The organism is Streptomyces sp. McG3 (genome assembly GCF_018619185.1).
Classification (GTDB): Bacteria; Actinomycetota; Actinomycetes; order Streptomycetales; family Streptomycetaceae; genus Streptomyces.
In genome coordinates this window covers 1-12,981 of record NZ_JAAXYC010000231.1, presented here as the reverse complement: position 1 = coordinate 12,981, position 12,981 = coordinate 1, and the positions used below count along the sequence as shown (strand labels likewise).

Annotated in this window: 13 protein-coding genes and 1 pseudogene; 1 reads left to right on the top strand and 13 read right to left on the bottom strand. The window is 71.6% G+C overall.

Annotation, left to right across the window (positions count from 1 at the left end; all coding sequences use genetic code 11):
* Nucleotides 1–298 (top strand): annotated as a pseudogene (locus HET64_RS28420) (TIGR03086 family protein); the annotation flags it as partial.
* 98 nt (nt 299–396) lie between these two features.
* Here the strand turns inward: HET64_RS28420 and HET64_RS28415 are convergent.
* The 13 genes from HET64_RS28415 to HET64_RS28355 form a co-directional block, all read right to left on the bottom strand.
* A complete protein-coding gene (locus HET64_RS28415) occupies nt 397–717 on the bottom strand; it encodes a hypothetical protein (protein ID WP_215110013.1) in 321 nt (106 codons plus the stop codon).
* A gap of 45 nt (nt 718–762) precedes the next feature.
* Entirely contained in the window at nt 763–1,122 is a 360-nt protein-coding gene (locus HET64_RS28410) for a hypothetical protein (RefSeq protein ID WP_215110012.1), read from the bottom strand.
* Nucleotides 1,123–1,367: 245 nt separating this feature from the next.
* The gene (locus tag HET64_RS28405) at nt 1,368–3,587 is read right to left on the bottom strand and encodes a HEAT repeat domain-containing protein (protein WP_215110011.1); all 2,220 of its coding nucleotides are present in this window, start codon (nt 3,585–3,587) and stop codon (nt 1,368–1,370) included.
* A 41-nt stretch (nt 3,588–3,628) separates the two neighbouring features.
* Nucleotides 3,629–4,312 carry an alpha/beta fold hydrolase gene (locus HET64_RS28400; RefSeq protein WP_215110010.1) on the bottom strand — a complete coding sequence of 228 codons (684 nt, stop codon included), beginning with the start codon at nt 4,310–4,312 and terminating at the stop codon, nt 3,629–3,631.
* 91 nt (nt 4,313–4,403) lie between these two features.
* Nucleotides 4,404–5,861, bottom strand: coding sequence for a nucleobase:cation symporter-2 family protein (locus HET64_RS28395; protein ID WP_215110009.1), 1,458 nt, complete (start codon nt 5,859–5,861; stop codon nt 4,404–4,406).
* A gap of 338 nt (nt 5,862–6,199) precedes the next feature.
* Entirely contained in the window at nt 6,200–7,588 is a 1,389-nt protein-coding gene (locus HET64_RS28390) for an 8-oxoguanine deaminase (RefSeq protein WP_215110008.1), read from the bottom strand.
* A gap of 45 nt (nt 7,589–7,633) precedes the next feature.
* Entirely contained in the window at nt 7,634–9,037 is a 1,404-nt protein-coding gene (locus HET64_RS28385; RefSeq protein ID WP_215110007.1) for a nucleobase:cation symporter-2 family protein, read from the bottom strand.
* Between the two features lie 68 nt (nt 9,038–9,105).
* A complete protein-coding gene (pucL, locus tag HET64_RS28380; protein WP_215110006.1) occupies nt 9,106–10,029 on the bottom strand; it encodes a factor-independent urate hydroxylase in 924 nt (307 codons plus the stop codon).
* 7 nt (nt 10,030–10,036) lie between these two features.
* The gene (gene uraH, locus HET64_RS28375) at nt 10,037–10,426 is read right to left on the bottom strand and encodes a hydroxyisourate hydrolase (protein WP_018961384.1); all 390 of its coding nucleotides are present in this window, start codon (nt 10,424–10,426) and stop codon (nt 10,037–10,039) included.
* A gap of 20 nt (nt 10,427–10,446) precedes the next feature.
* Nucleotides 10,447–10,983, bottom strand: coding sequence for a 2-oxo-4-hydroxy-4-carboxy-5-ureidoimidazoline decarboxylase (gene uraD / locus HET64_RS28370; protein WP_215110005.1), 537 nt, complete (start codon nt 10,981–10,983; stop codon nt 10,447–10,449).
* 165 nt (nt 10,984–11,148) lie between these two features.
* Nucleotides 11,149–11,469: a helix-turn-helix domain-containing protein gene (locus tag HET64_RS28365; RefSeq protein ID WP_251145995.1), complete on the bottom strand. Its 321-nt coding sequence runs from the start codon at nt 11,467–11,469 to the stop codon at nt 11,149–11,151.
* Nucleotides 11,470–11,582: 113 nt separating this feature from the next.
* Nucleotides 11,583–11,834 carry a hypothetical protein gene (locus HET64_RS28360; RefSeq protein ID WP_215110004.1) on the bottom strand — a complete coding sequence of 84 codons (252 nt, stop codon included), beginning with the start codon at nt 11,832–11,834 and terminating at the stop codon, nt 11,583–11,585.
* 110 nt (nt 11,835–11,944) lie between these two features.
* On the bottom strand, nt 11,945–12,981 hold a 1,037-nt coding region (locus HET64_RS28355; protein ID WP_215110003.1), incomplete at its 5' end, for a lactonase family protein.

The following is a 12,981-nucleotide window of genomic DNA, read 5'->3' as shown; positions in this document are numbered from 1 at the left end:
GGCGGGGGCGGTCGCGCTCAACGAACTCGTCGTCCACGGCTGGGACCTGGCCCGGTCGACCGGGCAGCCGTACACGGCGGGCGAGGCCGAACTGCGGTCCTGCGAGGCCCTGCTCACCCCGGCGGAGGAGGACGGACCGGACGACCCGGACGGTGCTGGTGGCGCTGACGCCGGTAATGCCACTGACGGCTCCGACAGCCTCTTCGGGGTGCCGGTTCCGGTGCCGGACGGCTCCCCGCTGCTGGACCGGGTGATCGCCCTCAGCGGCCGCCGTCCGGACTGGCGTCCGGGCGGCTGAGAAACGCGCCTCCCGGCGGGGCGGCGGGTCTCCCCACCGGTCACTCCTGCCGGGCGGAGCCCCACCGCCACACGACAGGCAGGGTTCAGCCGCTTCTGTCAGTACTCCCTGATGAAGCAGTCGGAGACGTACCCCTCGACGTTGGTGCGGTTGTTGTGCACGTACGTCCAGTGGTCCTTGACGCTGCCGTCCGGGCAGCGCACCGCTTCCGCGTTGCTCTGCCCGCCCATCCAGGTGTACCCGTCGCCGGGATTGCCGTGCCCCCGGACGGATGAGGAGGTGTTGTAACCGGAGCGGATCTTCACCCCCGTGGCGGTGAAGTCGCCTTGCGGTGGCGCGGCGATGGCCGGCGATGAGAACAGCGTCCCCAGGAGCGTCAGTACGGCGGCGGTCGTCACGGCGTTGCGCTTGGTGTTCACGAGGTGCCTTCCTGTTCGGGCCGTCGGGTGTGGTCGTGCTGTCGGTCAGAGGTGGTCCTCCAGGTAGTCGCCGTGGATCCAGACGTTGGCCCGGCCACCGACGATGTCTCCCCGGAACCACCGCCCTTCGCCTCCCCGGGTGTGGAACTCCTGGCCGCGGTGCACCTGCCCGAGCGCGCGCCCGCCGGGAGCGTCCCGGTAGTAGACGTTGTTCGCGCTGACGACGCAGATGGTGTGGTAGTAGCACAGCCCGGCTCGAGCGCTTCGGCTGTCCTGGATACTGCCCGGCGGCTGCGCGTGGGCCGGTGCGGCGCCGGCGGCCGAGAGCGCGAGGACGGTTGCGACGGACGCGGCGGCCGTCATCCGTCCGTACATCTGGGCCGCTCGGCGAACACCTGACTTCATGGGACTCCCTCCACCTCCCAGGCGACTCCGCAGAGTGCCCAATCAGTTACATGGTGTCACCTCGGAAGGGTTGGCGAACGTCGTCGCGGTGGCGCAGAGGCACGCGTCGGGAGCGCACGGAAGCCTGAAGGGCTTGCTGCGGGCCCACCACTGCGCCGTCCGTACACCCGGGCCTTCGCAACACCCCAAGGCGGGGCTTGCCGATCAGGTGCTCCAGAAGCGTCGCCGGGACCCGGTCCGTGGGGTCATTCGCCCCCGACCGCCGCCCGCACCCGGGCGCGCAGCCTCTCGTCGGCGATCTCCACCGTGCCGTCCAGCCCGGTCCTGACCACTCTCCTGTCCCGCTCCGCCAACGCCGTGAGCCGCGCCCGGTGCTGGCCGGACAGCGTCTCCGTGCCGAACGCCACCAGCGCGTCCACGGCCTCGAACGGGGCTGTGCCCGCTTCCGCCGCGTCGAGCAGAAGCCCGGCCACGTGCCCGGCGTCCAACTCGTCGGGCGCGACGGCGTGGAGGGCGAGGGCCGCCGTCGGCGTCTGCTGAGGGTCGGCGAGGAGTGCCTTCAGTGCGGGGGCGAGTGGCCGGGCCCCGGGCCCGAGGCCCCCCGCCGCCTCCGCCGCGCGGACCAGCGTCCAGCGCCGCCAGAGCCCACCGCGGTCACCGAGGACTCCGGCCAGCACCGGCACCGCGTCCGCCACCTCGCCGGTGATCCGGTGCAGGGCGACGGCGACCGCGATGTCGTCGTCCATCTGCGGGTTGTTCCGCTCGCCGCCGGGGCTGTTGAGCGCGGCGCGCAGCGCGGGTACGAGCGACGCGGCGGCGGGGCCGACAGCGGCGCCGGCCTCCGCGGCCTCGCGTATCAGCTCGTCGGATCCCCCGCCTCCCCCGGCGCTCCCCGCGAGCCGCTCGGCCAGCAGGGGCAGCAACGGCCCGTGGTCGCCGGTCAGTTCGTGGAGTGCGCGGGCCGCCTCGAAACGCTCGTCGGCCGGGCCCGTCCCGGTCCGCGCCCGCAGCGCGTCCGCCACTTCGGCGCGGCGCCCGGGCGGACAGACCGCGACCAGCACCTTCGGCAGCAGCCGGGGGTACGCCGGCAGTGCGGCGAGCAGCTCGGGCACGGCCGCGGACGCGTCCGGGCCCCAGGACGTGAGGAGCGCCGCCAGCCGGAACGGGGTGGCACCGCCGGGTTCCATCGAGGCGAGCCGCCGCCGCAGAGCACTCAGCAGTCCGGGGTCGCAGGGCACGACGGGGAGCGAGCCGACGGGCCCGCCGGCGGCGGCCTGGAACGCCCGGGGCCGCCGCCCCGGATCCCGGGCGAGCAGGGACGCGGCCCGAACCGGGTCGACGGTGACCAGGGCTTCGAGCGCGCGGTCCCCCGTATCGCCGTCGTCGGCCGCGCGGGCCGCCAGGAGGTCGACGGCGGGAGCACCGCACGGGCCGAGCCGGCCGAGCGCCGACAGTGCGCCCGACGCGTCGTCGGACCCGTCCGCCTTCGCCGCCGATATCAGCGCGGGAGCCAGCCGCGCGGGCGCGGACCGGGAGATCTCGCACGCCGTCATGGCCACCCAGACCGCCTCGGTGCGGGCTTCGGGATCATCGCTGCGCAGCGCGGCGTCGAGCAGGGCGAACACCGCCTCACGGTCCGTCTCGGTGTCCCGGTCCAGCAGGGTCAGGGAGATGTCGTGCAGGGGTTCGTTCCGGGAGTGGTCGTACCGGTCGGCGGCGAGGCGGTCCAGGGGAAGCAGGTCCAGCACGGCTTCGTGGTGGGCCCGGGTCCAGGGAAGTCCGGTGTCCGCACAGGCCATGACGGCGGCGAGCCGCAGCTCGGGCGGGCTGTCCGGGCCGATCGCCCCGGCCGCCGCGGGGGCGGTTCCCTCGGGGTCCAACTCCGCCAGGGAAGTGAGCAGTTCGGCACGGACGAGGGGATCCGTCTCGATCGCCGCCCGGTCACGGAGGGCCGGCACGGCGAGGGCGGCTCCGGCCGTTCCCGTCCAGCCGGCGGCCCAGGCCGCCGCCTGGCGTACGGCACGGTCCTCGTGCTCCACCGAGGCGAGCAGCAGAGGCAGGTGCGCGACGACGGCCCGACGGCAGGCCGCCTCGTCGCTCTCCCGCACCGCCTCGCTTCCGGCGGGGCCCGGTTCGGGTCCCGCCCCGGGATCCGGGTCCGTGCCGCCCTCCGCGATGCCGCCGATCAGCAGGAGCACATCCACCGTGCGGATGCCCGCCGCGGCGATGCGGGCCAGGAAGGGGACCGCCTTCGCGGAGGCTTCGTACACCGAGCCCTGGTGCAGGATGCTGCCGTACAGCTCGCTCAGCGCCTCCTCCGCCGCGGCGCCGTCGTCCCCGGCGAGTGCGCGCAGGCAGCCGGGCACGTCCTCGGCGCTGCCGTAGGCATGGGTGTACGACGCCCAGGGCCGGGCGTCCAGTTCGGCGTGGAACAGGGCACGGTCGAAGTCCATGCCGTCGATCATGACAGCCGCCACTGACAGCGCCGCCGGCCCGCGGGTACGCCTCAGCTGGTGAAGAACTCCGTGATGTGCGCGGCCACCTGGTCCGCCCGGGTCTCGTGCATGCGGTGTCCGCCCGGGACCGTGATCAGCCGGCAGTCCGGGATCAGGGAGGCCACGTCGGCCTGGCGGTGCTGTTCCATCGGGCTCTCCGGTCCGCCGGTGATGATCAGCGTCGGGGAGACGATGTCGCCGAGGGCCTCGTCGGCGTCCGGGCCGGGGTCGGCGAGCTGGTCGCGTACGGCGGGCACCGCGTTCTCGTCGTAGTCCACCGGGCCCTCGGCCCGGCCCGCCGGGCCCGGGTCGCCGGGAAACGGGGCCGGGGTCTCCACCAGCACCAGCCGCTCCACCCGGTCGGAGTGCTCCTGGGCCACCAGCCGGGCGACGACCCCGCCCATGCCGTGGCCGACGAGGCCGACCCGGTCCAGCTCCAGTTCGTCGAGGAAGCCCACGACGTCCTCGGCCATCAGGTCCAGGGCGTAGTCGTCGGGCCAGTCGCTCTCGCCGTGGCCTCGCAGGTCCAGGGCGAAGACCCGCCACTCCTGGCCCAGCAGGGGGCCGGCCGCCTCCCAGTTCGCGGCCGAACCGCCGAGGCCGTGCAGCAGCACGACGGGTGAGCCGAACGCGTCGCCCCAGGTCCGGTACGCGAGGCGCACATCGCCGACATCCACAACAGACTGATCTTCCATGCCCCTGACGCTACAGCCGCCGGGCGCCGGACGGCCGCCGGGGCCCCGCGTCGCGCGGGGCCCCGGATGCTCCGGTCACCGTCCTCATGGGTCAGTGGACGCCGACCCCGGCCGCGGCCGGCACCACGTGCTCGCCCGGTGCCTGCTCCTCGTCCGCCGCGTCGGGCTTGCGGCCCAGGTGGTTGAAGGCGAGGTTCAGCACGATCGCCACCACACAGCCGGTGGAGATGCCCGAGTCGAGGACGACCAGCAGGCTCTCCGGGAAGGCGTGGTAGAACTGCGGCGCCGCGATCGGGATCAGGCCGATGCCCAGGGCCGCCGCCACGATCAGCGCGTTCTCGCCCTTCTCCATGGCGGCGGTGGCCAGGGTCTGGATGCCGCTGGCCGCGACGGTGCCGAACAGGACGATCCCCGCGCCACCGAGCACCGGCAGCGGTACGAGGGCGATGACGGAGGCGGCGACGGGGACCAGGCCCAGCACGATGAGGATGCCGCCGCCCGCCGCGACGACGAAGCGGCTGCGGATCTTCGTCATGGCGACCAGGCCGACGTTCTGGGCGAAGGCGCTGCACATGAACCCGTTGAAGAGCGGGCTGATGGCACTGCCGAGGGTGTCGGCGCGCAGACCGCCCTCGATGATCTTCTCGTCGGCCGGACGGCCGACGATCTTGCCGAGGGCCAGCATGTCCGCGGTGGACTCGGTCATGCAGACCAGCATCACGATGCACATCGAGATGATGGCGGCGATCTCGAACTGCGGGGCGCCGAAGGCGAACGGTGTCGGGAAGCCGACCACGTCGGCGTTCTTGATGGCGCCGAAGTCGGTGATGCCGGCCGGGATGGCGATCAGGGTGCCGATGACCAGACCGAGCAGGATCGCTATCTGCTGGAGGAAGCCCCGCAGGAGCTTGCGCAGGGCCAGCACGATGACCAGGGTCACGGCGGCCATCGTGATGTTGGTCATCGAACCGTAGTCGTCGGCCGTGGCGTTGCCGCCCTGGGACCAGTTGAAGGCGACCGGGAGGAGGGAGACCCCGATCAGGGTGATCACGGTGCCGGTGACGACGGGCGGGAAGAAGCGGACCAGTTTGCAGAAGTACGGGGCGAGGACGAAGCCGAGGATGCTCGCGACGATGATCGCCCCGAATATGACGGCTATCCCGTCGTGTCCCCGGTCCTTGCCTATCGCGATCATCGGGGCGACCCCGGCGAACGAGACGCCGTTGACGAAGGGCAGCCGGGCGCCGACCTTCCAGAAGCCGATGGTCTGGAGCAGGGTGGCTATCCCCGCGGTGAAGAGGCTCGCCCCCATCAGGAAGGCGGTCTCCTTGGCGGTGAGGCCGACGGCGGGCCCCACGATGAGCGGCGGGGCCACCACACCCGCGTACATGGCGGCCACGTGCTGGAGGCCGCTGGTGAACATCTTCAATGGGGGGAGGGTCTCGTCGACCGGGTGTTTCCGGTCGTCTCCCGTTTCCGCGGCGTTGTCGGCCGTCGTGTCGGGGGCGGCTGTATCTGCGTCTTTGCGAAACCTGGGCTTGGCGGCCACGGCGGTTCCTCCGGTCGGTTACACGTCGTCGGCGACGTGGGATTCAGGGAGGTGGTGCGTAAGGGTGCGGCGGTGCGGCTCTCTCAGGTGGTGCAGGTCGTGCAGGTGGGGGGTTCGGATGGGCGCGCACCGGGGTGTGTGCGGGCAGCGTTCATCACCGGTCCGGCGGACGCGCACCATGCGCGCGTCCGCCGGACCGGCTGCCGTGGACCCCGCTCGGGTCCACGGCGGCCGGTCTCGGGCCGTCCCCCTCGACCGGCCGGTCGGGGATACCTCGCGGAGTCGTGCTCCGCGGGGATGCCGCACGGAGTCGGACTCCGGCGGGGTACCGCTCGGAATCAGGCTCCGGCGGCGATCTGCGCGAGGCGGCGGGCCTCGTCGCGGGTGACCCGGGCGATGGCGTCCTCGTCCACCGTGGTGAGGTGGTTGCCCTCGACGACCGGCTTGCCGTCGACGAGGGACAGGGTCACCGGGGCGGCCGCGCCGAAGATGAGCGCGGTCACCGGGTCGGCGATCGAGGAGTGGGCCAGGGTGTCCAGCTTCCACAGGACGAGGTCGGCGAGCTTGCCGGCCTCCAGGGAGCCGATCTGGTCGGCGCGGCCCAGCACTTGGGCCCCGCCGAAGGTCCCGAGGCGCAGGGCCTGACGGGCGTTCAGGGCGGCCTCGCGGTGGGCGCCGAGGCGGTTGATGAGGAGCGCGTTGCGCAGCTCGGTGTGGAGTTCGCCGGACTCGTTGGAGGCGGTGCCGTCCACGCCGAGGCCGACCGGGACGCCGGCGGCGAGCATGTCGGGGACCCGGGCGATGCCCGCGGCGAGGCGCGCGTTGGAGGACGGGCAGTGGGCGACGCCGGTTCCCGTACGGGCGAAGGCGGCGATGTCCGAGTCGTTCATGTGGACGCAGTGGGCCATCCACACGTCGTCGCCGAGCCATCCGGTCGACTCGAAGTACTCGGTCGGGCCCATCCCGAACAGCTCCTTGCAGAACTGCTCCTCCTCGACGGTCTCCGAACCGTGGGTGTGCAGCCGTACGCCCTTGCGGCGGGCCAACTCGGCACCCTGGCGCATCAGTTCGGTGGACACGGAGAACGGCGAGCAGGGCGCGACGGCGACCTGGGTCATGGCGTCGAAGGAGGCGTCGTGGTGGGCGTCGATCGTCGCCTCGGTGGCGGCGAGGGCGCCTTCGAGGGTCTCGACGGCGAAGTCCGGCGGCAGGCCGCCGTCCTTCTCGCTGCGGTCCATGGAGCCCCGGGCGAGGGTGAACCGTACGCCCATCTCGCGGGCGGCGCCGATGATCGCGCCGGAGAGGTCGCCGGAGCCCTTCGGGAAGACGTAGTGGTGGTCCATGGCGGTGGTGACGCCGCCGCGGGCCATCATGGCGAGCGAGCCCTGCGCGGCGGCGCGGGCCATCGGCTCGTCGATGCGCGCCCAGGTCGGGTAGAGGGCGACCAGCCAGTTGAAGAGGTTGTGGTCGGTGGCCAGGCCCCGGGTGATCCACTGGTAGAAGTGGTGGTGCGTGTTGACCAGGCCGGGTGTCGCGAGGTGCCCGGTGCCGTCGATCCGCCGGACGACTCCGGTCAGGCCCTCCGGAGCCTTGCCGGCGCCGATGGACTCGATGCGGTTGCCCGCCACGACGATGTACCCGGACGCGTACTCCGTGTCGTGGGCGTCGACGGTGGCGATCGAACAGTTTTCGATGATGATGCGCTGAGGGTCTGCCGAAGCTGCCATGGCGCTTCCTTCTTCTCTCTGTGGCGATGTGGGCACGGCAGGACCCTAGGAGGATTTGAGTGCCACAGCGGTGCGGCTGTGGGTGCCGAGATGATGGAAGAACAGATTGAGCACGACCGCGACCAGCGCTCCCGCGCTGATCCCGGAGCCGAGGACGGTCTGCGCCCACGCCGGGAATCCGGCGTAGAAGGTGGGCGCGGCGAGCGGGATGATGCCCGCGCCGAGCGCGACGGCGACCAGGATGATGTTGGAGCTGTCGTCCAGGCCCGCCTCGGAGAGCGTACGGATGCCGCTGACCGCGATGGAGCCGAAGAGGACGATGCCGGCGCCGCCGAGGACGGGCATCGGGACGAGCGAGACGACCGCGCCGAGGACCGGGAAGGCGCCGAGGACCAGGAGCGCTCCGCCGGCGGCCGCGACGACGTACCGGCTGCGTACGCGGGTCAGGGAGACGACGCCGACGTTCTGGGCGAAGGCGCTGGTGGGAAAGCCGCCGAAGACCGGGCCGAGGAGGGTGGCGATGCCGTCGGTGCGCAGGCCGCGGGTGATCGTGCGGCCGTCGGTGCGGCGGTCGCAGATCTCGCCGAGGGCGAGCATCCCGGCGGAGGATTCCGTCATCAGGACGAGCATGACGATGCAGAGCGACAGGATCGCGGCGGGCTGGAACTCCGGCGCGCCGAAGGCGAAGGGGGTCGGCAGGGCGGCGAGCGGTGCGGACTTCAGCGCGGAGAAGTCGGCGAGTCCGAACGGGATCGCTGCCAGCGTGCCGACGAACATGCCCATGAGCAGGGCCACTTGCTTGAGGAAGCCGCGGCCGAAGCGCTGAATGAGCAGGATGACGACGAGCGTGAAGGCGGCCAGCGCCAGGTACTTCATGGCGCCGAAGTCGGCGGCGGTGGCATCTCCGCCCTGCGCCCACGCGACCGGGACCGGCATCAGGGTGACGCCGATGAGGGTGATGACCACGCCGGTGACGAGCGGCGGGAAGAAGCGCAGCAGTCTGCCGAAGAAGGGGCCGACGGCCAGGCAGAAGACTCCGGCGACGAGCACCGCCCCGTAGATCGCGGGGAGTTGGTGACCGGGTGCGCTGGTCTCGGCGATGGCGAGCATCGGCGCGATCCCGGCGGAGGAGGCGGCGTTGACGAAGGGCAGCCGGTTGCCGGCGAAGCGGCCGAGTCCGACGGTCTGGAGGATGGTGGCGAGTCCGGCGATCAGGAGGCTCGCCGCGATGAGCCGGGTCATCCCGGCGGTGTCCAGGCCGACGGCCTGGCCGATGATCAGCGGAGGGGTGACGACGCCCGCGTACATGGCGGCGATGTGCTGGAGCGCGGCGGGGACGAGCCGCGCGGGAGGAAGCTTCTCGTCGACCGGGTGGACCGCCGTGTCGGCAGCGGTGGTCGGTGAGGTGGTGCCTGGGCCTTCTGCCGGCCCCGTTGCAGGCTGTGCCATGGGTGTTCCCTCCGGGATGACCGGCCCCCGCCCGTCGTTACGCGGCCGGGGACCGGTTCAGTGCCGCGTCAGAGGTTGGTCATGTCGACCGGGATCCTCGGCTCTACGCCGTCCCGGAGCACGGTGGCCTCGATCAGACCGTAGGGACGGTCCGCCGCGAAGTAGACCTCGTTGTCGTTCTTGAGGCCGAACGGTTCGAGGTCCACCAGGAAGTGGTGGTTGTTCGGCAGCGAGAAGCGGATCTCGTCGATCTCGCTCCGGCTGTTGATGACGCGCGAACCCATTTGGTAAAGGGTCTGCTGGAGCGAGAGGGAGTACGTTTCGACGAAGGCCTGCAACATGTGCTTCTTGGCCTGCTCGTACGACTTCTCCCAGTTGGGCATCCGCTGGTCGTCGCTGGTCCAGTTGTAACGCCAGGCGGCCGACACGTCGGTGCACAGGACCCGGTCGTACGCTTCCTTGAGCGTCGTGTACTTGTCCTTCACATAGCCCCAGAACTCCGAGTTGGTGGAGTTCATGACCGTGAGGTCCTTGAGGCCGGAGATGATCTCCCAGTTCTCACCGTCGAAGGTGATCTGGGTGGTGCGCAGCTCCTGGCCCTTGCGGGCGAAGGAGTGGTTGACCTCGTCGGCGCCGATGAACCTGGAGTTGCCGTCCGAGCTCGCGATGCGCTCCCAGCTGTACTCCTCGATCCGGATCCGGGCGCGGTGGATCGGCTCCTGCGAGGAGACGAAGTGCCGGGCGAGGTGGATGCCGAACTGCTCGGCGGACTCGATCCCGTGCTCCTTGGCGAACGCGAACACCGTGTTCTTGGTGGTGTCGGTCGGCAGGACGTTGGCGTTGGAGCCGGAGTAGTGGACGTCGTCCATGTCGCCGGAGAGGGCGACCGAGACGTTCAGGTCCTTGATGTGGTGGGTGTCGCCGTCCCGCGTGATCTTGACGACGCGGTTCTCTGCTTTGCCGTACTGGTTCTGGCCGAGAATCGTGGGCATGTCGGTGCTAGCTCCCTCGGTAAACGGAGTAGCCGAACGGGTTGAGCAGCAGCGGTACGTGATAGTGCTCGCCCGGGGCGACCGCGAACGCGATGGTCACCTCCGGGAAGAACGCGCCGCTGTCCCTTACGCGGGGGGCGTCCTGCTGCGCCTCGGCTTGCTTCTTGGAAAAGTACGTCTCGGTGTCGAAGTCGAGACGCACGTGGGTGGTGCCCTCCGGCAGCGCCGGGAGGTCCTTGCAGCGCCCGTCCGCATCGGTCGCGGACGCTCCGAGCGTCACGTACGGCGCGTCGCTCCCGCTGCGGGCGGCGAGCGAGACGGCGACGGACGCGGCGGGGCGGCCGATGCTGGTGTCCAGGATGTGGGTGGACACCGATGCGGTCGTGTCGGTACTCAAGACCGTCACTCTCCTAGATCTCAAGAGTCCTGTGCGGGAGTGCCCTCTGCGAGGGTCTCCGTCACGAGACGGGTCAGCCGGATGCGGTTGATCTTGCCCAGTTCGGTGCGCACGATCTCCTGCTCCTGCTCGGGCGAGTTCCCGATCCGGGACTTCACCGCGTCGCGCATCTGCTCACCGGTGGCGCCGGTGGCGCAGATCAGGAAGACATGTCCGAACCGCTCCTGGTAGGCCAGGTTCAGTTCGAGCATCTCGGTCTTGAGCTCCTCGGAGGCGCCGGCCATCCCCCGCTGTTCGCGGGAGGAGGTCGGGTCGCCGGGCTTCGGGCGGCCGATCGGCGGGTGGCCCGCCATCGCTTCGGCCAGGTCCTCCGCGGTGAGCTCCGCCATGGCGGCGTCGCTCGCGGAGAGCAGGGCTTCTTCGGTGGCGTACGGGCGCCCGGCGAGGATGGTGTTTCCCCAGGTCGCACTGGCACACACCTCGTGCAGTGCGGGGGTGGCCTCGCCGTCCGCCAGGGTGTTGAACCGGGTGAGGCCCGGTGTGGAGCTCGAAGTCACGGGAGCCTCCGTGGCTGTTTTTCGCTGTGCGTTGTTCGGGCTGCGGATAGCTAACGCCCTCCGCAACACGACGTCAACACTTTGTTGAAATCTCGCGAACGAAGAAAGCCGCCGTCCCGACATGCGGACGGCGGCTTTTCCTGCGTGTTCGGTGTGTTCGGCCAACTACTCACCCTTGGCCGCATGTTCCCGGTTCAGGTAGTTGTACACGGTGAACCGGGAGACGCCGAGGGCGCCGGCCACCGTCTCCACCCCGTGCCGCACGGAGAAGGCACCGCGTGCCTCCAACGTCCGGACGACGCTCTGCTTGGCCTTGCGGTCCAGGTCGGCGAGCGGCATCCCGTGCCGTCGTTCCATCGCGGCGAGGATGTGGTCGAGCGAGTCGGAGAGCTGCGGAAGGCGTACGGCTATGACGTCCTGCCCCTCCCAGGCGAGCACGACGTCGTCCGGCTGGGCCTGATCCGGACCCAGCAGCTCCGCGCCCATCGCGTCGACGAGCGGCTTGACCGCGGAGACCAGCGGATGGTCGAGCGTTGCCGAAGGGTTATCGGACGCGGCGGAGATGTCGGCGGCGGCCGGGGGGTGATCGACGGATTCGGTCACGATGCGTCCCCCTCGATCACGTTGACCTGGAGCGAGACCCGGGTGGCGCCCGAGGCCAGGGCCCGCCGCAGCAGGGAGTCCACGGCGGTGAGCACCTCGTCCGCGCCCCCTTCCGCGGTGTTGCCGAAGGGGCCGACGTCCACGGCGTCGAGCCCGGCGCCCTGGATCACCTCGCGGGCGACCACCGCGTGGGCCGGCGCCTCGTCGAGATCGAACGGCTCGGTGGTGAATTCCACCCTCAAGCGCACTGTGCCTCCAAGATGTCCTCGCCCCGGGTGCGGGCTCCCGCGGCTCGGCCACGACTGTAACCGCTGGACGGGGCCCCGCTCCGGTGCGCGCGGGGCCCCGAACGCGGTGGTTACGGGAGCGGCAGGACGCAGACCGCCACCGGAGCCGGGAAGGGGGCGCCGGCGGCGGTCAGGGAGCCGTCGGGCCCGACCCCGAACACGGTGACGGTGGAGGAGCGCTGGTTGGCGGCGAAGAGCAGGGAGCTGTCCGGGGACAGGGCCAGCTGCCGCGGCCAGTCGCCGCCGACGGGCACCGTGTCGAGCAGTCGCAGGACCGCCCCGTCGCTCTCCACGGCGTAACGGGTGAGGCTGTTGTGGCCACGGTTGGCGAGGTAGACGTACGCCCCGTCCCCGGTGACCACCGGCTGGGCGGGGTAGCTGGTGCCGGATCCCGTACCGGTGGACTGCCCGGGCCCCGGGGTGAGAACGCCGGTGGCGGGGTCGTACCCGCAGACGACCATGGTGTTGTCCAGCTCGCACGCCAGGTACGCGAAGCGCCCGCCGGGATGGAACGCGAGGTGGCGGGGGCCGGAGCCGGGAGCCAGAGCGGCCCGGGAGACCTCGGTGAGCGTCCCGGCCGACGCGTCGAGCGCGTACGTGTACACGGTGTCGGTGCCCAGGTCGACGGCGATGACGTGACCGCCGTCGGGCGAGGTGACGACCTGGTGGGCGTGCGGTCCGCCCTGACCGGGTCCGGGCGGCGGCGAGCTGTGGGTGACCAGGTCGGTCCGCTCCCCCAGGGAGCCGTCCCCGGCGATCGGGTGGACGGCGACGCTGCCGGAGGAGTAGTTGGCGCTCAGCAGCCAGCGTCCGGACGGGTGGACGGAGAGGTGGGTGGGGCCGGAGCCGCCGGTGGGGCGGCTGCCGAGCACCTCGTACGTCCCGTCCGGCGCGATGGCGACGGCGGCGACCGCGCCCGCGCCCTGCTCGGCGACCGCGTAGACGGTGGCGCCGGAGGGGTGCGGGGCGAGGTAGGAGGGGTTCTCGACGCCGGTGATCACCGGACCGGAGGTGATGGCGCCGGTGCCGGAGTCGTACGCGGCGGTGCCGATGCCGGCGCCGCCTCCCGCCTCGGAGGTGTACGTGCCGAGGAGCAGCGGGCGGGTGG

Excerpts from the sequence above, each read along its gene's own strand:
- HET64_RS28410 (WP_215110012.1), bottom strand. The coding sequence starts at position 1,122 with ATGAAGTCAGGTGTTCGCCGAGCGGCCCAGATGTACGGACGGATGACG.
- HET64_RS28405 (WP_215110011.1), bottom strand. The coding sequence starts at position 3,587 with ATGATCGACGGCATGGACTTCGACCGTGCCCTGTTCCACGCCGAACTG.
- HET64_RS28400 (WP_215110010.1), bottom strand. The coding sequence starts at position 4,312 with ATGGAAGATCAGTCTGTTGTGGATGTCGGCGATGTGCGCCTCGCGTAC.
- HET64_RS28390 (WP_215110008.1), bottom strand. The coding sequence starts at position 7,588 with ATGGCAGCTTCGGCAGACCCTCAGCGCATCATCATCGAAAACTGTTCG.
- HET64_RS28385 (WP_215110007.1), bottom strand. The coding sequence starts at position 9,037 with ATGGCACAGCCTGCAACGGGGCCGGCAGAAGGCCCAGGCACCACCTCA.
- pucL (WP_215110006.1), bottom strand. The coding sequence starts at position 10,029 with ATGCCCACGATTCTCGGCCAGAACCAGTACGGCAAAGCAGAGAACCGC.
- HET64_RS28365 (WP_251145995.1), bottom strand. The coding sequence starts at position 11,469 with ATGGGCGCGGAGCTGCTGGGTCCGGATCAGGCCCAGCCGGACGACGTC.